Annotated in this window: 14 protein-coding genes; 6 read left to right on the top strand and 8 right to left on the bottom strand. The window is 69.1% G+C overall.

Features of this window, described 5'->3' with window-relative positions; all coding sequences use genetic code 11:
- Position 1: 1 nt before the first annotated feature.
- From LTV02_RS08600 to LTV02_RS08585, 4 genes are read left to right on the top strand one after another with little or no spacing between them, the layout of a single operon-like run.
- Entirely contained in the window at positions 2-1555 is a 1554-nt protein-coding gene (locus tag LTV02_RS08600) for a serine/threonine-protein kinase (RefSeq protein WP_233039477.1), read from the top strand.
- On the top strand, positions 1542-3017 hold the full coding sequence (locus LTV02_RS08595; RefSeq protein WP_233039476.1) for a serine/threonine-protein kinase: 1476 nt from the start codon (positions 1542-1544) through the stop codon (positions 3015-3017). Before LTV02_RS08600 ends, LTV02_RS08595 begins: the two co-directional genes overlap by 14 nt.
- Before the next feature lie 12 nt (positions 3018-3029).
- Complete coding sequence (locus LTV02_RS08590; protein WP_233039475.1) at positions 3030-4262, top strand: DUF7373 family lipoprotein; 1233 nt, start codon at positions 3030-3032, stop codon at positions 4260-4262.
- A complete protein-coding gene (locus LTV02_RS08585) occupies positions 4255-5742 on the top strand; it encodes a serine/threonine-protein kinase (RefSeq protein ID WP_233039474.1) in 1488 nt (495 codons plus the stop codon). The genes LTV02_RS08590 and LTV02_RS08585 overlap by 8 nt, the downstream gene beginning before the upstream one ends.
- 44 nt (positions 5743-5786) lie before the next feature.
- On the opposite strand, the gene LTV02_RS08580 is transcribed toward LTV02_RS08585, so the two are convergent.
- The 3 genes from LTV02_RS08580 to LTV02_RS08570 all read right to left on the bottom strand — a co-directional run bounded on the left by LTV02_RS08580 (position 5787) and on the right by LTV02_RS08570 (position 9671).
- Complete coding sequence (locus LTV02_RS08580; RefSeq protein ID WP_233039473.1) at positions 5787-7013, bottom strand: cytochrome P450 family protein; 1227 nt, start codon at positions 7011-7013, stop codon at positions 5787-5789.
- Between the two features lie 13 nt (positions 7014-7026).
- Positions 7027-8289 carry a cytochrome P450 gene (locus LTV02_RS08575; protein WP_456299825.1) on the bottom strand — a complete coding sequence of 421 codons (1263 nt, stop codon included), beginning with the start codon at positions 8287-8289 and terminating at the stop codon, positions 7027-7029.
- 218 nt (positions 8290-8507) lie between these two features.
- On the bottom strand, positions 8508-9671 hold the full coding sequence (locus LTV02_RS08570; RefSeq protein WP_233039471.1) for an AI-2E family transporter: 1164 nt from the start codon (positions 9669-9671) through the stop codon (positions 8508-8510).
- Positions 9672-9835: 164 nt separating this feature from the next.
- Between LTV02_RS08570 and LTV02_RS08565 the strand changes: the two genes are divergently transcribed.
- Positions 9836-13894 carry a Pls/PosA family non-ribosomal peptide synthetase gene (locus LTV02_RS08565; protein WP_233039470.1) on the top strand — a complete coding sequence of 1353 codons (4059 nt, stop codon included), beginning with the start codon at positions 9836-9838 and terminating at the stop codon, positions 13892-13894.
- Positions 13894-15243: a M1 family metallopeptidase gene (locus LTV02_RS08560; RefSeq protein ID WP_233039469.1), complete on the top strand. Its 1350-nt coding sequence runs from the start codon at positions 13894-13896 to the stop codon at positions 15241-15243. Before LTV02_RS08565 ends, LTV02_RS08560 begins: the two co-directional genes overlap by 1 nt.
- A gap of 49 nt (positions 15244-15292) precedes the next feature.
- Here LTV02_RS08560 and LTV02_RS08555 read toward each other — a convergent pair whose 3' ends face one another.
- The 5 genes from LTV02_RS08555 to LTV02_RS08535 form a co-directional block, all read right to left on the bottom strand.
- Positions 15293-16162 carry an alpha/beta hydrolase gene (locus LTV02_RS08555; protein ID WP_233039468.1) on the bottom strand — a complete coding sequence of 290 codons (870 nt, stop codon included), beginning with the start codon at positions 16160-16162 and terminating at the stop codon, positions 15293-15295.
- A 2-nt stretch (positions 16163-16164) separates the two neighbouring features.
- A complete protein-coding gene (locus LTV02_RS08550) occupies positions 16165-16551 on the bottom strand; it encodes a hypothetical protein (RefSeq protein ID WP_067723324.1) in 387 nt (128 codons plus the stop codon).
- A 98-nt stretch (positions 16552-16649) separates the two neighbouring features.
- The gene (locus tag LTV02_RS08545; RefSeq protein WP_233039467.1) at positions 16650-17429 is read right to left on the bottom strand and encodes a class I SAM-dependent methyltransferase; all 780 of its coding nucleotides are present in this window, start codon (positions 17427-17429) and stop codon (positions 16650-16652) included.
- Positions 17430-17464: 35 nt separating this feature from the next.
- On the bottom strand, positions 17465-18136 hold the full coding sequence (locus LTV02_RS08540) for a sporulation protein (protein WP_233041525.1): 672 nt from the start codon (positions 18134-18136) through the stop codon (positions 17465-17467).
- Between the two features lie 75 nt (positions 18137-18211).
- A complete protein-coding gene (locus LTV02_RS08535) occupies positions 18212-18829 on the bottom strand; it encodes a hypothetical protein (RefSeq protein ID WP_233039466.1) in 618 nt (205 codons plus the stop codon).
- Between the last annotated feature and the right edge of the window lie 51 nt (positions 18830-18880).

The following is an 18880-nucleotide window of genomic DNA, read 5'->3' as shown; positions in this document are numbered from 1 at the left end:
GATGGACGAAACCCTCACCCCCGGAACGGTATTCGCGGGCTACCGGATCGAACGGCGGCTCGGCGCCGGCGGCATGGGCGCGGTATATCTGGCGCGGCATCCGCGGCTGCCGCGTTTGGACGCGCTCAAGGTGCTGCCGCCGAGTTTCGCCGCGGCCGCGGAGTTCCGGGCCCGTTTCCTGCGGGAGGCCGAACTGGCCGCCCAGCTCGAGCATCGCAATATCGTGGCCGTACACGACCGCGGCGCCGAGGGCGACCGGCTCTGGATCGCCATGGAATTCGTCGACGGCGTCGATGCCGACCGGCTGCTGCACGCCGAGGGTCCGCTGCCCACCGAGCGCGTGATCACGCTCGTCCGCGAGGCGGCCCAGGGTCTGGACGAAGCCCATCACGCGGGGCTGCTGCATCGCGATGTGAAACCGGCGAACCTCCTGATCGAATCCGGCGACGACGGACGCGTACTGGTCGCCGATTTCGGCATTGCCCGCGCGGCCGGCGAGGGCACCGCGCTGACCGACGTGGGCACGGTGGTGGGAACGCTGGCCTACACCGCTCCGGAAACCCTCACAGAGCAGCGCGTCGATCACCGAGCCGACATCTACGCGCTGGGCTGCACGCTCTTCGAACTGCTGACCGGCCGCAAACCCTTCCCGCGCGCTTCGATGGTCGCGCTCATGCGGGCGCACCTGGACGAACCGCCGCCGTCGGCACACGAACTGCGCCCGGAACTGCCACCGGCGATCGACGCGGTCCTCGCCCGGGCGATGGCCAAAGACCCCGACGAGCGCTATTCCTCGTGCGGGGCCCTGGCCGCGGCGGTGGCGGGCGCGTTCGGCCATCGAGTCGAGCCGACGCTGCCCGCGATCCAGCCGCTGCGCATCCCGCAGGCGACCGCGACTCGCCCGGAACCGGCACCGCGAGTCACCGCCGCACCCGTGCGGCGAACGACGATCCGGCGGCCGCGAATCCAGCGGCCGGCCCCTCGGCGCGCACGCCTCGCGGCGGTCACCGCGGGCATTCTGGCCGTGGTCGCGGCGATAACGGCCGCCGTTGCCCTGCAACGTGATTCGAACGAAGCGGCGGCGCCGTCCGCCACCACCACCGGCGGCGTGACCTGGGGCCAATATCGATTCATGGTCGAGGCGCTGCCCACCTTGCTGCCCGCCACGCCGGTATCCACCGGCTATCAGGGCATCCGGTGCGCCGCGGTCGACGAGAAAGGCCAGGCCACCGATCTGAAGAAGCTGCCGGACGGCATCGGGCGCATGCTCTGCACCGGGGACGAGAACCCGGTGAAGAATATCGACATCCGGTGCTCGACCAATCGAACCCCGTACTACCTGACCGACGAACATCCGATCGGCGACGAGCGCTGGACGCGTACCTCCGGTCGGGGCCGGGTGAACTGGCAGGACGTCGACCAGCCCGACGGCCCTACCGGCGTCGTCGGGCTCGAATTCCAGGAAGCCACCCGCAATTTCTGCCAGGTCGCGGTCATCGGCGGGAAGTCGGGACAGGATCTGCACGATCGGTGGTGGCCGAATGCCCCCTTCTGAGAGTTACGACGACTACCCGGAATTCGCCGGTTACCGGGTCGAACGGCGGCTCGGCGCCGGCGGTATGGGCGAGGTGTACCTGGCGCGCCATCCGCGCCTGCCCCGCCGGGACGCCCTGAAGGTGCTGTCGGACAAGCACGCCGGCAACGAGGAGTTCCGGGTGCGTTTCCTGCGCGAGGCCGAGGTCGCGGTCCGGCTGCACCATCCCAATGTCGTCGCGGTGCGCGACCGCGGCGAGCACGAGGGCCGGCTCTGGATCGCCATGCAGTACGTGGACGGAATGGACGGGGCCGCGCTGATCGCCGGTGCGGGATCCGGGCTCCCGGTCGAGCGGGCGATCCGGATCCTGTCCGAGGCCGCGCAAGGTCTCGACGAGATTCACCGGGTCGGGCTGCTGCACCTGGATGTGAAACCGGCCAATATCCTGCTCGCCGCGGAACCGGACAGCACGCTGGATCGCGTGCTGGTCACCGACTTCGGCATCGCCCGCACCGCCGACGAAGACGAGAACCCCACCGAGGACGGCGGATTCACCGCGACCCTGGCCTACGCCGCACCCGAGCAGATCGGCGGCGAGACGGTCGACCATCGCGCCGATGTGTACGCCCTCGGCTGCACCCTGCACCATCTGCTCACCGGATCGGTGCCGTTTCCACGCGACAGCCCAGCCGCGGTCATGTACGCCCATCTGCTCGAGACGCCACCGCTGCCGTCTCGGCAAAACCCCGCCGTACCAGCGCGATTGGATGCCGTCGTGGCCAAGGCGCTGGCCAAGGATCCGGCCGGCCGTTACGAAAGCTGCGGCGAACTGGCGGCGGCGGCGCGGGCGGCGCTCGAGGAACCGGACGGTGAGCAACCGGCCCCGCGCATCGGCCGCCGCGGACTAGTGCTGACCGGTGTGGCGATGCTTGCGACTGTCGCCGTGGCCGTTTCGCTCGCCATCGCCGGAGAATCCGGGGATCCGGCCCCGGCGCGGGATCCGCGGACGGTGATCAATGCCGACGCCTGGGGCAAGGCCGCGCTCATTGCCGGGACCTTCCCCGGGCTCCTGCCGGTCGCGCCGACCGCGCCCGGATACAAAGACCTCAACCTGTGCATGCACATGGACGCCTCGCAGAAGGACAAGTACATCTCCCTGGACGAGGTGGTGCCCAAGGCCGCGGTGATGTGCGCCGGCGATCTGGATCCCGTCATCCTGCTCACCGCGACCTGCAACAGCGATCGCACCCCGCTGACGGAGGCGGTGACCATCGCCCGGCTCGAAGGCGAGGAGTCGTGGACTCGCCCGTCCGGCACCGGACGCGTGCGCTGGGGCAACTACACCACGTCCGAGGGAAAGACACTCGGCAAGCTCGAAGTGAGCTTCGACGGATCCGATCGCAATTTCTGCCGCCTGCGGGTCGTCGGCGCGGAAACCGGTACCGAACTGCGCGACCGCTGGTGGCTCGATGCACCGATATAGCAAGGGGTACCGATGATTTCGCGCACGACGCTGCTGCGCGCCGCGGCGCTGCTCGGCGCGGCGCTGATCGCGGCGAGCGGCTGCACCCGCCCGGGCGATCCGGTCGCGGCCGTCCCCGACCGGTCGGTGTTCGACATCGGCGGCAATGACATCCGTCCGCCGACACCGCCCGCGGGCAACGAGAAGTACGGGCGCATCCTGGAATCGGTGCGGATGGGCGAGGCCATCATCGACCCGGCCGAAGTGGACGCGACTCTGTCCAAGGGCGTGGCCAAACGCACCGGGCCGGTGCCGAGTCCGCTCAAAGCGGTCGGGGTCCTGGCCGGTCCGGTCCGCAAAGTACTCGAATCCCATTCCATGCTGGCCGGATACACGATCACCGGCAGCGAGGTGGAGATCGACGAGCTGGCCGTCGGCGCCGTGCGCCTGCTCACGGTCCTGCTGCTGCGGTTCCCGGACGCCGAACAGGCCCGGCTGGCGGCCCGGCAGCTGGATGCCACCGACGCCGCCATGAGCCCGGACAATGTCGCGGTGCGGTTCACCGATTATCCGGGGGCGTACGGACATTGGCGGCCGAGCGCCCCGACGATGGCCGGAACCGTCGCACACGACTCGTTCGTCATCACCGTGCTGGCCGAGCACACCGCACCGGATCAGGCCGTCCTGACCGGGCTGATCCGCAAGGCCTTCGACCTCCAGATCCCCCGCCTGCGCGCCTTCGCGCCCACGCCGCCGCAGCGACTGGCGGAACTGCCCCTCGACGAGGACGGCATGCTGGCGCGGCTGCTGCCCCACGGTCCCGGCGTCTGGCCGGTGCCCACCGTCATCGTCCCCGATACCGACGACCTGGCCGGCTGGAGCACCACCATCACATCCAGCGGCGTGGTGTTCGGCCCGCGCGCCACCCAGCTGATGAAGAACTACGACCTCGACCCGGCAGTCGAACGCCTCGCCACCAACGGATACAACTACCTGGAGCGTTATCCGGACGCGGTCGCCGCCCGCCGCGGGTTCGGCAAGGAGATGCGCAAAGCCCAGGAATCGTCCGGCAGGAACGTAGCCACGCCCAAGGGTGTTCCCGACGCCTACTGCGCCAAATACGATGTCGAGACTCCGGCGTGGCCGGTCCAATTCCACTGCCATGTGCTGTTCGAGCGTTACTCCGCCACCAGTGTGGGCCGCAATCTCACCGAGGCCCAGCAGCGCGCCGCCGCGCAATACCTGTTGCTGGTGAACGGTGTCTAGCGCGCCCGGGATCCTGGCTCCGGGCACGCTTTTCGCGGGCTACCGGATCGAGCGGGTGCTCGGCAGCGGCGGCATGGGCACCGTGTACGCGGCCGCGCATCCGCGGCTGCCGCGCCTGGACGCGCTGAAAGTGCTGTCGGCGCAGCACAGTTCGGATCCGGAGTTCCGGTCCCGCTTCGTCCGCGAGGCGGAGCTCGTAGCGCGGCTGGAGCATCCGAACATTGTCGGCGTCCACGATCGGGGCATCGAAGACGACCGATTGTGGATCGCCATGCGGTTCGTGGCCGGCACCGACGCCGCGGCTCTGCTCCGCACCGGCGGGCCGGTGGCGGCCGAGCGGGCCGTGCACATCATCGCCGCGGTGGCGCGGGGCCTGGATCACGCCCATCGCGCCGGCATGGTGCACCGGGACGTCAAACCCGCCAATATCCTGCTGGAAACCATTCCGGAACAACCCGATCGGGTGGCGATCACCGACTTCGGCATCGCCCGCGGTGCGGCGAACTCGACCGTGCTCACCCAGGCCGGTTCGGTGCTCGCGACCCTCGCCTACGCGGCCCCCGAACAGCTCACCGGAGCACCGGCCGATCATCGCGTCGATGTCTACGCGCTGGGGTGCACGCTCTACGAACTGCTCACCGGCGCACCGCCTTTCCCACGCCCGACGGCCGAAGGGGTGATCCGCGCCCAACTCGAGGACCCGCCGCCGCGGCCGAGCGCGACCGTCGCGGCCCTGCCCGCCGCGATCGACGCCGTGATCGCCACGGCGCTGGCCAAGGAACCCGGCCGCCGATACGACAGTTGCGGTGTGCTGGCGGATGCCGCGGCCGCGGCGCTGATCACCGGCACCTCACCATCAGCGCGTCCCCGGCGGCCTGCGCGCCGGCTCACGGTCGCGCTCGCGATCACCGCGACCGTCACGCTCGCGGCGGGCGCGGGCCTCTACGCCCTCCGGCTTCACAACGGAGCATCGGCCGAGCCCACCGCCGGTCCGGCCGCCTCGTCGACCGCACTCGCGCCGGATTCTTGGGGCGCACACGAATTCATCGTGAAGGCGTTTCCCGGACTGCTCCCCGCGACCGTGTCCGGAAGCGGATTCCAGGGCCTGCGCTGCCTTTCGGTGGACGAGGATCTCAAGCCGATCGCCGTGACCGAATCGCGGGACTCCACGAACACGCTGTCCTGCAACGGCGATCGCAATCCGGTCTCGCGCCTGGTGGTGCGCTGCGACGCCAAGGGCGAACTGGGCTTCGGCCCGGTGCCGGACCGGACGATCATCCTCGACGAACACTGGCAGCGCGCTTCCGGACAGGGCCGGGTGATCGTGCACGAGCTGCCCGCCATCGGCGGCGGTGGCCTCACCGGCCAGCTGCTGGCCGAGTTCGACGACGGTCCCCGCAAGAACTGCACGCTCAATGTGGTCGGCGACCATTCCGGCCGCGACCTCTTCGACCACTGGTGGTCGGCGGCCCCGCTGTAACGCGCGGGTGCCGGTCGATGCGGCCGACCGGCACCCGCCGCGGGCTACTCCGCGTGCAGGTACACCGGCAGCGCGGTGTGACCGTTGGAGATGAAGCTGCCGATGGGGCTCAGTTGCGCCGCGTCCGTGGCGAATCGCAGATTCGGGAACTTGGCGAAGAGCGCGGGCAGTGCGATGGCGGCTTCCAGGCGGGCCAGCGGTGCGCCGATGCAGTGGTGCGCGCCGTGCCCGAACGCCACGTGCTGGTCCTTGGTGGCGCGGTGGATGTCGAACTCGTCGGTGGTGTCGCCGTGGATCTTCGGGTCGCGGCTGGCGGCGGCGTAGGACGCCAGGATCGCCTCGCCCTGCGGAATGACCTGGCCCGCGATCTCGATGTCCTCGACCGCGTAGCGCAGCGGCAGGTGCGCGACCGGCGCCTGGTACCGCAGCGTCTCCTCGATCACGTCCGACCACGGCACTTCTTCGCCGACAACGGCTTTCAGCTGTTCGGGATGGGTGAGCAGCGCGGTCACGGCCTGATCGAGGAGGTTGACGGTGGTCTCGTGCCCGGCGTTGATCACCAGCATGAGCGTGTCCACCAGTTCGGCGTCGGTCAGCGCCGAGCCGTCGTCGTCGCGCTCGGCGATGATCACGGTGGTGATGTCGTCGCCCGGATTGTCGCGGCGGTAGGCCACGAGTTCACCGATCAGCCGGCCCATTTCGAGATAGTTGGCCATGGCCTGTTCGGCGGTGAAGGAGCCGTCGAAGAACCCGTCCACGCACTTGTGGATCGGCCCGTCGAGGTGTTCCGGAATGCCGATCAGCCCACTGATCACCTGGATAGGCACCGGGTAGGCGAACCGCTGCCGCAGGTCCACCGATTCACCGGCCGGGGTGGCGGCCAGGTCCTCGAGCAGATCGCTGACGATCTTCTCGATGCGTTCGCGCATGGCGGTGGTGCGGCGCGCGGTGAAGGCCGGCGACACCAGTTTGCGCAGGCGGCGATGATCGGCCCCGTAGGCGGTGAACATGTTCTCCGCCACCACCCAGGGCAGCAGCGGCCAGGTCTCGGTGATCTCGCCATTGCGGAAGGCGGTCCAGTGCTGGCGCGGATCCTTCGATACGCGCGGGTCGGCGAGCAGGCTCTTGAGCACGACCTGATCGGTGACCGACCACGCCTTCACCCCGCCGGGCAACTCGACCAGCGCGACGGGTCCACGTTCGCGAATTCGAGCCGATTCACCCTGAATGTCCGCACCGGAGGTGTCCAGTACGAGTGGTGTCTGTTCCATCTGTAGCGCTCCTCTATACCGCGCGGGCTGGCGCGGAGCTTGCGGGGAAGGCGACCGGCAGCGCCACCATGGCCCGGTGGAAGGGGCCGGGCCGCCACGAGATCTCGCTCTTGGGCACCGCCAGCCGCAGTTCGGGCAGGATGTCGAGGAGCTGATCGATCGCGTTCTGGACCACCACGTAGGCCACCGAGCGGGCGGGGCAGGCGTGCGGGCCGGCGCTCCAGGCCAGGTGCGAGCGATTGCCGGTGCGATCGCCGCCGGCGATGGCCGGATCGTTGTTGCAGGCCGCCAGGCTGATCATGACGGGCTGGTGCGCGGGCAGCCAGGCATTGTCGATCAGGATGGGCTGGCGCGGGTAGCTGATGGAGAAGTTGGCCATCGGCGGGTCGTTGAAGAGCACCTCGTCGAGGGCGTCGCGGGTGGAGAGGCTGCCGCCGAGGACGTCGCCGCCGAAGCGGTCGTCGGTGAGCATGAGCAGCAGCGTGTTGGTGATCAGGTTCTGCATGGGCTCGATGCCCGCGCCGTAGAAACTGACCAGCTGGTAGAGCATTTCCTCGTCATTGAGCTTCGAGGAGTGGTGCGCCATGCGGGAAGTCACGTCGTCGCCGGGTTCGGCGCGGCGCAGGGCGATGAGCTCGAGCAGGGCCTCGCTCAGGGTCTGCATGCCCCAGGCGGCATTGACGGTGTCGAAGAGCGCGGCCATACCGGTGGCGACGCGGTGCCCCAATTCCGCGGAGCAGCCGACCATTTCATTGAGCACCTGGAAGACCAGCGGCAGCGCGTACTGCGACACCAGGTCGGCCGAGCCCTCGGCGGCGAAGGACTCGATGAGCGGGGCGGCGATGCGCTCGACCGCGGAATGCACACCGTGCAGGTCGATTCCGTCGATAGCGGCGGTGTATGCCCCCCGGTAGCGGGCGTGCGCGGCGCCGGCATTGCGCAGCGCGTTGGGGTACCACTGCATCATCGGCCGGACCGGTGAATCCTCCGGGATGGTCTGCTGCCAGGCGCGCGGATCGGCCGGGAAGTGATCCGGATCGTTGAGGATGCGCAGCGCGGTCTGGTAGTCGATTACCAGGGTGGCGGGCACGTCCGGCGCGAGCTCGATGGGCACCATGGACCCGTACCGCCGCCGCATCTCCCGGTAGGCGGCGTGCGGATCGGCGGCGAATTCCTCAGTGCCCAGCAGGATTCGGGGTCCGTCCACGGAGTTCGGCGAACCGTGGCGGACCGGGCAGCCGCCCGTCGCCGATCCCCCGGACATCTGCGTGTTCATCCCCTGGGTCAACTGCCAACCTCACAATCCTTGTCCGACAGCCGGTTTCGGAGGCGGGCGCGCCGGCGAGCGGGTCGCCGGAACGCCGTACCTCGACGGCGGGGCAAGATTAGCAGTACCGGAGGTGGGACTCCCACCTTTGCGGAAGGATTGCAGGTCACCGGACCAAGAGGTTGGACCGGACCAGTTGCGTTGAGCCGCTGGGCATCACGCGCCTATCAGACGGCAGGGTCTGGTTCCGGGTCCGGGTCGCCGGGCACGGGCGCGGGCGCGGTGGCGAGATCGATCTGCTCGCTCACGTACCGGAACACCACCGCGATCACCGCGGCCACCGGCACGGCCAGGAACGCGCCCACGATGCCGTACAGCGAACCGCCCACCGTGATGGCCAGCAGCACCACCACCGCGTGCAGCTGCATGCTGCGGCTCTGCAGGATGGGTTGCAGCACATTGCCTTCCAATTGCTGCACCACGATGATGATGGCGAGCACGATAAGCGCGGTGGTGAAACCCTTGGTGACCAGCGCGACCAGCACCGCCAGCGCCCCGGCCACGAACGCGCCGACGATGGGCACGAAACCGCCGAGGAAGGTCAGCACGGTCAGCACCGCCGCCAGCGGGACGCCGAGAATCACCAGCCCGCCGCCGATCAGCACCGCGTCGATCAAGCTGACCACCGCCTGGGTGCGGATGAAGCCGCCGAGCGTCGCCCACACCCGGTTCAGCACCTCCTCGAGGTGGCGGCCGCTCACGCTGCCCATGTTCCGATGGATCCAGGGCAGCAGTTTGGGTCCGTCCTTGACGAAGAAGAACGCCAGCATGAGCACCAGGAACAGGGTCACGATGGCCGAGGTGGCGGTGCTGACGCCGGTGAACACGCCGGTGGCGATGCGTTCGGCGCTGGACTGCACGCGGCTGACGATGGCGTCGACCGCCGAATCCAATTGCTCCTGGCGAATGTTCAGCGGCGGCCCCTGTAACCAGTCGCGAACCTGATTGACGCCCTTGGTCGATTGCGAGGCCAGCTCCGGAGCCTGGTCCACCACGGACGGCACGATGCCCGCGATCACCCCCGCCAGGATGGCGAGCAGGCCCAGGGTGGTGATGGAAGCGGCGAGCGCCGGGCGTAGCCCGTGCTGGGTCAGCCAGCGCGTGGGCGGCCACAGGATGGTGGAGATCACCAAGGCCAGGGCCATGGGCAGCACGGCGACCCAGAATTTGGCGAGCAGATAGTCCAGCACCCAGCCCGCGGCGGCGATGGCGACCAGGCAGACCGACCACTTTGCGAGCCAGAGTATTCCGCGCCCGATGACGACACCGCGTTCGGGCGGCGCGGGATGGCCGTTATGTTCCTGGTCAGTATCGTTCACCGGGTCGCTCACGCCCCCAGTCTGGCATGACACGCCCTGGAACCGGGCGAAGGCGACTTCTGAAACACGGGTACCGTGAGCGGGTGGCCACCCAAGTGTTTGCCAATTGGTAACCCTCATATGAAACAACGAACGCCGAAACGCAGGGCCGTTCGATGAGAGGTGGGCTGTACCCGATGCCGCAACCGCAGGCCGACATCACCCCCGACGCGTCCCCGCTGCTGCGGGCCGCGCTGGCGCCCCCGGCCCGCACCCTGGTCGACATCCTCGCCGCCACCGCCGCGGCCTACCCCGACGCCCCCGCCATCGACGACGGCGAACTCGTCCTCTCCTACGCCGAACTCCGCACCGAGATCGACACCGCGGTCACCGCCCTGATCGCCGCCGGTGTCCGCCGCGGCGACCGCGTCGGCGTCCGCATGCCCTCGGGCACCCGCGCGTTGTACATCACGATCCTGGCCGTCCTGCACGCCGGCGCCGCCTACGTCCCCGTCGATGCCGACGACCCGGACGAACGTGCCCGCCTGGTCTTCGGCGAAGCAAAAGTGACGGCCATCGTCACCGCCGCAGGCATCGAAACTCCCTCCGCCGCTACGGAAGCCGCCACGGCGAAAGCTGTCGACCCGTCGACCACGGACGGCACGCACACCACGGACGGCACGCACACCACGGACGGCACGCACACCACGGACGGCACGGACGGCACGGACGGCACGGACGAGCCGAACACCGCGGCGGATGACAGTGCTGCCGCCATGGATCATGAGCTGCGGAACTCCCCTACCACTGCCGATGACGCGTGGATCATCTTCACGTCCGGGTCTACGGGTACGCCGAAAGGTGTTGCCGTGACGCATCTCAATGCGGCGGCGTTCGTGGATGCGGAGGCGCGGCTGTTCTTGCAGGGTGCGCCGATCGGGCCCGGGGATCGGGTGCTAGCCGGGTTGTCGGTGGCGTTCGATGCCTCGTGCGAGGAGATGTGGCTCGCGTGGCGGCACGGGGCCTGCCTGGTGCCCGCGCCGCGGGCGCTGGTGCGGACCGGGGCGGATCTGGGGCCGTGGCTGGTGCGGCGGGAGATCAGCATCGTGTCCACGGTGCCGACGCTGGCGGCGACCTGGCCGGCGGAGGCCCTGGAGTCGGTGCGGTTGCTGATCTTCGGCGGCGAGGCGGTGCCGCCGGAGCTGGCCGAACGGCTGGCCGGGAATCAGGATTCCGAGCGCGAGGTGTGGAACACCTACGGGCCGACCGAGGCCACCGTGGTCGCGTGCGCGGCGCTGCTGGACGGGTCCTGGCCGATCCGGATCGGGCTGCCCCTGGACGGGTGGGATCTCACCGTGATCGACGCGGCCGGGAACCCGGTGAGCGAGGGCGAATCCGGTGAGCTGGTGATCGGCGGCGTCGGACTGGCGCGATATCTGGATCCGGCCAAGGACGCCGAGAAGTACGCGCCGCTGCCGTCGGTGGGCTGGGAACGGGCCTATCGCAGTGGCGATCTGGTGCGCAACGACAGCGCGGGCCTGGTATTCCTGGGCCGCGCCGACGACCAGATCAAACTCGGCGGCCGGCGAATCGAACTGGGCGAGATCGACAATGCGCTCCAGCATCTGCCGGGCGTGACCGCCGCCGCGGCCGCCATCCGCACCACCAAGGCGGGCAACAAGATCCTGGTCGGCTACCTGACCGGCCCCGAGCCGGGCTACGACCTGGCCTCCGCCAGAGCGATTCTCGCCGAACAGCTTCCGGCTCCCCTGGTGCCCCGCCTCGCGGTGGTCGCCGACATGCCCACCCGCACCTCGGGCAAGGTCGATCGCGACGCCCTGCCGTGGCCGCTGCCCAAGGCCGTCGCCGCGACCGCCGAAGCCGGGCTCTCGCCGACCGAGCAATGGGTTGCCGGACTGTGGGATTCGATCCTCGGCGCGGAGGTCACCGACCCGAACGCCGACTTCTTCGACCTCGGCGGCGGCTCCCTGGCCGCCGCGCAACTGGTGGCGGCGCTGCGCGAACGCCAGCCCACCATCGCGGTCGCCGACCTCTACGACCACCCCCGGCTGGGCGCGCTGGCCGCGTTCATGGACGCCAGCGCCCCGACCGTCGCGGTCGAGGAACGGCACGTGGCCCCGGTTCCCTTGCCCGCCCAGCTGTTCCAGGTGCTCGCCACCATCCCGCTCACCACGCTCACCGGTCTGCAATGGCTGACCTGGCTGGCCATCGTCGGCAATATCGCCGCCTGGTCCGGCTCCCTACCCTGGCTGCCGCACCTGTCGTGGTGGTGGACGCTGTTCGCCTTCGTGCTGTTCATCTCCCCGCCCGGCCGGATGGCGTTGTGCGTGGCCGGTTCCCGGCTGCTGCTCAGCACCGTCGAGCCCGGCACCCACCCGCGCGGCGGCTCCACCCACCTGCGCCTCTGGGCCGCCGTCCGGCTCTCGGAGGCCAGCGGCGCCGAGAACCTGTCCGGCGCACCCTGGATGGTCCCCTTCGCCCGGGCGCTCGGCGCCCGCGTCGGCAAGGGCGTCGACCTGCACACCCTCCCGCCGGTGACCGGCATGCTGGAACTGGGCGACGGATGCAGCGTCGAACCCGAGGTCGACCTGTCGGGCTATTGGATCGACGGCGACACCGTCCACATCGGCCCGATCGTAATCGGCCCCGGCGCGGTGGTCGGCGCCCGCTCGATCCTGCTGCCCGGCACCAGGATCGGCCGCAATGCCGAGATCTCCCCCGGTTCCGCGGTATCGGGCAAGGTCAAGGCGGAGCAGGAATGGGCCGGTTCCCCTGCGGTGAAAGTCGGTAAGGCACAGCACCGCTGGCCCGCCTGGACCCCCGACCGCGCCCCGCACTGGGTCGCCATCTTCGGCGTCACCTCCATGCTGCTGGCCGCCGTCCCCATCCTCGGCCTGGGTTCCGGCGGCGCGCTCATCGCCTGGTGGATTCGCGACACCACCACCCTCACCGCCGGGCTCGGCCGCGCGTTCGCCATCCTCCCGGTGGCCATGCTGCTCAGCCTCGGCGTGTACGCGGTGGTGACCATCGCGCTGGTGCGGCTGCTCGGTATCGGCCTGGTGAAAGGCCATCATCCGGTGCGCAGCCGCGCGGGCTGGCAGGCCTGGGCCACCGAACGCCTCCTCGATTCCGCCCGCACCTTCCTGTTCCCGCTGTACGCCAGCCTGCTCACCCCGGGCTGGCTGCGGCTGCTCGGCGCGAAGATCGGCAAGAGCGTGGAAGCCTCCACCGTGCTGCTGCTGCCCAAGTTCACCACCGTCGCCGACGGCGCGTTCCTGGCCGACGACACCATGGTCGCCTCTTACGAATTGGGCGGCGGCTGGCTGCGCATCGGTGAGGCCAAGGTCGGCAAGCGCGCGTTCCTCGGCAATTCCGGCATGACCGCGCCCGGTCGCCGCGTCCCCAAAAACGGCCTGGTCGCCGTGCTTTCGGCCGCCCCGTCCAAGGCCAAGGCCGGATCGTCGTGGCTGGGCAGTCCCCCGATCCGCCTGCGCCGCGCCGCCGAGACCGGTGACACCGCACGCACTTTCAACCCGCCGTGGCGGCTGAAGGTGGCGCGCGCCATCGTGGAAACCTGCCGGCTCATCCCCGTCCTGGTGACCTTCGGCATCGGCCTGGGCGTGCTGTTCACCCTGGCCTGGCTGGCCCAGACCCTCGGTCATCTGGCGGCCGCCCTGCTCAGCGGCCTGGTGCTGCTGGCCGCGGGCGCTGTCGCCGGCGCCGCGTCGGTCATCGCGAAATGGCTGCTGGTGGGCCGGATTCGCGCCGAAGAACATCCGCTGTGGAGTTCGTTCGTCTGGCGCAACGAGGTCGCCGACACCTTCGTCGAACACGTCGCCGCACCGTGGTTCGCGCGCGCCGCGACGGGTACGCCCGTACTGAACGTGTGGTTGCGCGGACTCGGCGCCAAGATCGGCCGCGGGGTATGGTGCGAATCCTATTGGCTGCCGGAGGCCGACCTGGTGACCCTCGGCGATGGCGCGACCGTGGAGCGGGGGTGTGTGGTGCAGACCCATCTCTTCCACGACCGGATCATGGCCATGGACACCGTGACCCTCGGCGCGGGCGCCACCCTCGGCCCGCACTGTGTGGCGCTGCCGGCCGCGAGCATCGGCGCGGGCGCGACCATCGGCCCCGCGTCGCTGGTCATGCGCGGCGATTCGGTGCCGCCGTCGACGCGCTGGTGGGGCAATCCCATCGCACCCTGGCCGTCCACTACGGAGGTGAGCCGCTGATGCCGGGCAAGGGCACCGACACACCCATCGACGACTATCTGCCCCAGAACGGGAACCGCGGCTACCGGGTGTCGCGCTACGACCTGGAGCTGGTGTACAAGGTCGCGGCGAACCGGCTGGCCGGGCGCGCCGAGATCACCGCGGTCACCACCGAGGTGCGGGATCGGTTCGCGCTGGACCTGTCCCAGTCCCTGGCGGTGTCGAAGGTCTTCGTCAACGGCGTGAAAGTGGCGCGCTACACCCATCAGCGCGGCAAGCTGACCATCACCCCGCAGCAGCGGATCCCGGCGGGCGGCGTGCTGGCCATGGTCGTGCAGTACGCGGGCCCGCCCAAGCCGATTCGCGGTCTGTGGGGCGAGGTCGGCTGGGAGGAATTGACCGACGGCGCGCTGGTGGCCAGTCAGCCCAATGGCGCGGCCTCCTGGTTCCCGTGCGACGACCATCCCAGTTCCAAAGCCAGCTACCGCATTTCGATCACCACCGATTCGCCGTACTACGCGCTCGCCAACGGCACCCTCGTGCGCAAGCAGACCAAGGCGAGCCAAACCACCTGGGTGTATGAGCAATCCGAGCCGATGGCGAGCTATCTGGCGACCATCCAGATCGGGCAGTACCGCAAGCAGCGCATCGACGCGCCGCGCGGATCGGTGCCCATGCAGGCGATTCTGCCGCCGCGGCTGCGGGTGGAGTTCGAGCACGATTTCGCCCGGCAGCCGCGCATGATGGAGGTGTTCACCGACAAGTTCGGGCCGTACCCGTTCGAGGGGTACACCGTGGTGGTCACCGACGACGAGCTGGAAATCCCCATCGAGGCGCAGGGCATCTCCACCTTCGGCGCGAATCACTGTGACGGGCACCGGGGTTCGGAGCGCCTGGTCGCGCACGAGCTGGCGCACCAGTGGTTCGGCAACAGTCTCACCATTCGCCGCTGGCGCGATATCTGGCTGCACGAGGGCTTCGCCTGTTACGCGGAGTGGATCTGGTCGGAGGCGTCGGGCGGGTCCAGCGCCGACCGGCAGGCCCGCGCCGCGCACGAGATGCTGGCGCGGCTCCCCCAGGACCTCACGCTCGCCGATCCCGGACCGGAGCGCATGTTCGACGATCGGGTGTACAAGCGGGGCGCGCTGACCTTGCACGCCCTGCGCCTGGAACTCGGTGACCGCGCGTTCTTCGATCTGCTGCGGGAATGGACCGCCCGGTACCGGCACGCCTCGGTCACCACCGACGAATTCACCGATCTGGCCGGGCATTACAGCGCCGGATCACTGCGACCGCTGTGGGACAGCTGGCTGTACGCGCGGCCGCTGCCGCCGCTGCCGCACGAGCATCGGCCGTCCCGGCCGGCGTAGCCGAGGGGAACCGTCGCGTGCTCCGCTGCGATTCCCCCGCGCGACCCGTTCAGCCCTGAGCGTCGAGGACCTCGCGCAGCTTGCGCCCGAAAGCTTCCGGCTGACCGGCGTACGGGTGGTCGCCGCCCACGAATCCGCCGTGATGGCTGGGGAATACGGTCGCTTCCTGACCGAGCAGCGCCGCGGTGGCCGTGGAGGTGCGCGCGGTGAACGTGCCCGCGGATTCCTCGCCGACCGCGATGACGACGCGGGTCGGCGCGGCGGTCAGGGCGGCGGCGTCGGGCTGGTATCCGCTGACGGCCCAGGAGTGGTCGGACAGCAGCGGGTCGTCGCGGGTGCCGTCGTCCTCGGTGGACATGCCGAACATGGCCGGATCAGGGGCGGGCTGGGCGAAGTACTCGTCGGTGTACTCGCCCTGCCAGGAAGTCATGGCGATGAACGCGGCCATGCCCGCGCCGGATCCCTTGGCCTCGTACACTTCTCGCACCCCGGCGCGGGCGCGTTCGGACGCGGCGGCATCCGGCAGCACCGGAATGACCGGCGGCTCGTGGGCGACCAGCGTGCGCACATCATCCGGGTGCGCGGTGACCAGGGCCAGCCCGGTGACCGCGCCGCCGCTGCTGCCGAACACCTCGACCGGCCCCGCCCCGAGTTCGGCGATGAGCGCGTGCAGATCCTCGGCCTGCTGCTGGGGCGTGTTCTCCACACGCCCGTCCTTGCGCTTGCTGCGGCCGAGCCCGCGCGGGTCGTAGGTGACCACGGTGCGATCCGGGAACTGCGCGGCCAGGTCCGCGAATCCGTCCGCGCACATCGGCTGCCCGATCATCAGCAGCGGCGCCCGCCCGTCGGCGGTCGGCAGCGGCCCGTGCACGTCGAACACGATGTCGGCATCGGGCAATTCGAGGGTATGAGTCGTCATATCTATACCGACGCCGTGTCGGTCCGGAATTCATCGGTGCGCCCGCTGATCCGGATCCGCGATCCCGCCAGCCACCCCGAATAGGTGCGCCGCCCGTGCTCCCGCTCCACCCGCGTGGTGATCTCGGTCAGCCGCAGTCCCGCCGCCCACGCCAGCAACTGCTCGTGCACTCCGGCCGGATACCGCCCCGGTTCCACCCGCCCCCGGAATTCCACCTCGGTACCCTCCGCGTCCGGCAGCGCGAACACCCCGCGATTCCACACCCACACCAGCGGCGGCAAGGACACCCCGGCCTCGCTCTCGGCCCGCGCGTTCACCGCATCGGAGACCGCGTCGGCCGCTTCCCTGGTCAGCAGAACCGTCTGCGCCTCAGTGATGTAACCCGTCATGCCCCCACCATCACACCACCGGCCCCCGAATGCCTGTCACCGCACGATGCGCGTGTCGCCTGTCAGTTATCAGTGCAACCGCCCAGTTCTCATCGCGCTCACCGCGCCACTGCGCGAATCACCCTGGTACGCATGGGCAATTCGAACTCCCCTCCGCCCGTCTCCGGTCGCGATTTCAGGAAATCCAGAATCCGGTCCAGCAGCTCCGCCCGTTCCGTTTCCGGAATCACCACCGTGTGCGAATAGGTTCCGATTGTGGCGGTGAGACTTTCGGCGGTCCGCACCTGCGAGTGCGGAAATTCCTTCCGCTCGAACGGAAAAAGCAGCGGATGCTCCGGCAACCCGTCGCTGTTCCATCGCTGCGTCGAAACCGAACTGCGCGACAGGCGATCCAGCTCGGCAACCCATTCGACCGAATCGTCATGCCCGTTCCAAAGTGCCGCCACCACCCCGCCGGGCCGCAGCACCCGCACCATCTCCGGAATGGCCCGCCCCAGATCGAACCAATGAAACGCCTGCCCCGCCAGCACCGCGTCCACCGAATCATCAGGCAGCGGAATGGATTCCGCCGTCCCCGCCAACGCCGACACCCCGGGGTAGCGCTGCTCCAGCGCACCCCGCATCTCCGCATCGGGCTCCACCGCCGTCACCCCCGCCCCCGCCGCCAGCAGCACACCGGTCAATTTGCCAGTGCCCGCACCAATATCGAGCACGGAGACTCCACCGCTTTCCGCGACGGGTTCCAACGCCCAGCGGACCGCCGCGATCGGATAATCCGGTCGATGCTCGTCATAGACAGCGGCCTGCGCCCCGAACGAGTTCGCCCGCCGCTCCACTGTCGCGCGATCCGCTATCTCCCACTCGCTGTTTCTCCCCATTAGGCCATGCTATGCCGCCGAGCCCTCGCCCTGAGTCACGCTCCCTCACCGAACTTGGCGAGCTGTTCACGCATCGCATCGATCAGGTCGTCCTCACCGACCTCCGAATGATCCAGGTACAGCGAGCCGTAGACCGTCTCGGACGGCGGATCCAACTCCATGATCGCCTCGACACCGTCTTCACCGACCAGCAATGAGACGCGCACCCGATCGATCCCCGAGTGTTCCGGCACGGCCTCGAAGTCGACCGACTGATAAACGAGCAGTTCACGTTCCAGACCACGAAGCCAGCCGTCCTCGAGCACCGCCGCATACGGCCGGAAGCCGAGAGTGGTCAGCGCGGAATGTATCTCGGCTTGCGCCGGCAGCGGCAGCACGGCTATGGGGGTGGTGGCGACGTCGCGGCCCTCGTCGATACCGACGCTGGTAACGATCTCGACTTCCATGCCCGGCAGCGACCCGTCCGCGACGATGGTGAGCGGCGTCTCGAAGGACAACGGCAATTCGAATTCGACGGTGCGGCTTTCTCCGGCTTCCAAGTGGTAGTCGCGCAGCAATTCACTCCGGTGAATGACGCAGTGCCCCCGGGCATCACCCGACCCGGTCCCCCAGTACGTCACGATTTCGAGCGTAAGCCCGGTAACGTCCCCGCCAGACTGCCCAGCACGCAAAAGAACTGTTCCACTGACCGTTTCACCAGGACACACCCGCGTAGTCCGCACAACAGTTTCGACTCCCACGGCCCCACTTCTGGACGGTTGCTCCAACACCCGCCCAGAGTCTCACAGGTCCCATAAGGAGCCGAACGACGCACGATTGCGCGCGCGACGGATAACGACGGTGACGATGATGACCGCACCGACGAGGCATCCGACCACCGCAATCGCTATCGCGATCCCCACGGTCTTCCACGCACCCGACGCCGCACCTTCACCAACCGCAACGGTGACGCCGGAGCTGTACTCCGCGGCCAACCGATAGGTCCCACCTTGATTCGTATGAAAGCTGTACCCGGCCCGACCCTCGAAATCGTTGATCCAATAGGTAGTCGTAGTGCTGAAGGCACTCAACCGAACAACCCCACCACCCGGATCGGTAACCGTAACAGCCACATCCTTGCCAGGCCCTTCCTCAGAGGCCCCTCCATACTCGAAATAAATCGTATAGTCATGATCCGCAACCAAACTCACATCACCAGCCCCCGGCGCCTGAATACGCTGAAACTGCCCAACCTTCTCCGGCATCTGAAACACAGCGCTCAACCCGAAAACCGCCGCCCCGACAATTCCCGCCACAATCGCCGCAACCCCAGGAACCACCCACCACAGCGACGGCCCGGCACGCCCCGGCGAACGCCCCCACGGCTGCTCAGGCCGTGGGGAAAACCCCGAAAAACTCATGCCCCGAATCCTATGCGGACGTACCCAACCACGCCGGACGTTCCCGCGGTG

This window comes from Nocardia yamanashiensis, assembly GCF_021183565.1.
GTDB classification, from domain to species: domain Bacteria; phylum Actinomycetota; class Actinomycetes; order Mycobacteriales; family Mycobacteriaceae; genus Nocardia; species Nocardia yamanashiensis.
Note: the sequence above shows the minus strand (reverse complement) of the source record. Positions and strands in the feature narration are given on the sequence as shown.

Coding starts and splice junctions, on each gene's coding strand:
- LTV02_RS08590 (WP_233039475.1), top strand. CDS start 3,030: ATGATTTCGCGCACGACGCTGCTGCGCGCCGCGGCGCTGCTCGGCGCG.
- LTV02_RS08600 (WP_233039477.1), top strand. CDS start 2: ATGGACGAAACCCTCACCCCCGGAACGGTATTCGCGGGCTACCGGATC.
- LTV02_RS08595 (WP_233039476.1), top strand. CDS start 1,542: ATGCCCCCTTCTGAGAGTTACGACGACTACCCGGAATTCGCCGGTTAC.
- LTV02_RS08550 (WP_067723324.1), bottom strand. CDS start 16,551: ATGACGGGTTACATCACTGAGGCGCAGACGGTTCTGCTGACCAGGGAA.
- LTV02_RS08555 (WP_233039468.1), bottom strand. CDS start 16,162: ATGACGACTCATACCCTCGAATTGCCCGATGCCGACATCGTGTTCGAC.
- LTV02_RS08545 (WP_233039467.1), bottom strand. CDS start 17,429: ATGGGGAGAAACAGCGAGTGGGAGATAGCGGATCGCGCGACAGTGGAG.
- LTV02_RS08575 (WP_456299825.1), bottom strand. CDS start 8,289: ATGAACACGCAGATGTCCGGGGGATCGGCGACGGGCGGCTGCCCGGTC.
- LTV02_RS08565 (WP_233039470.1), top strand. CDS start 9,836: ATGCCGCAACCGCAGGCCGACATCACCCCCGACGCGTCCCCGCTGCTG.
- LTV02_RS08580 (WP_233039473.1), bottom strand. CDS start 7,013: ATGGAACAGACACCACTCGTACTGGACACCTCCGGTGCGGACATTCAG.
- LTV02_RS08560 (WP_233039469.1), top strand. CDS start 13,894: ATGCCGGGCAAGGGCACCGACACACCCATCGACGACTATCTGCCCCAG.
- LTV02_RS08535 (WP_233039466.1), bottom strand. CDS start 18,829: ATGAGTTTTTCGGGGTTTTCCCCACGGCCTGAGCAGCCGTGGGGGCGT.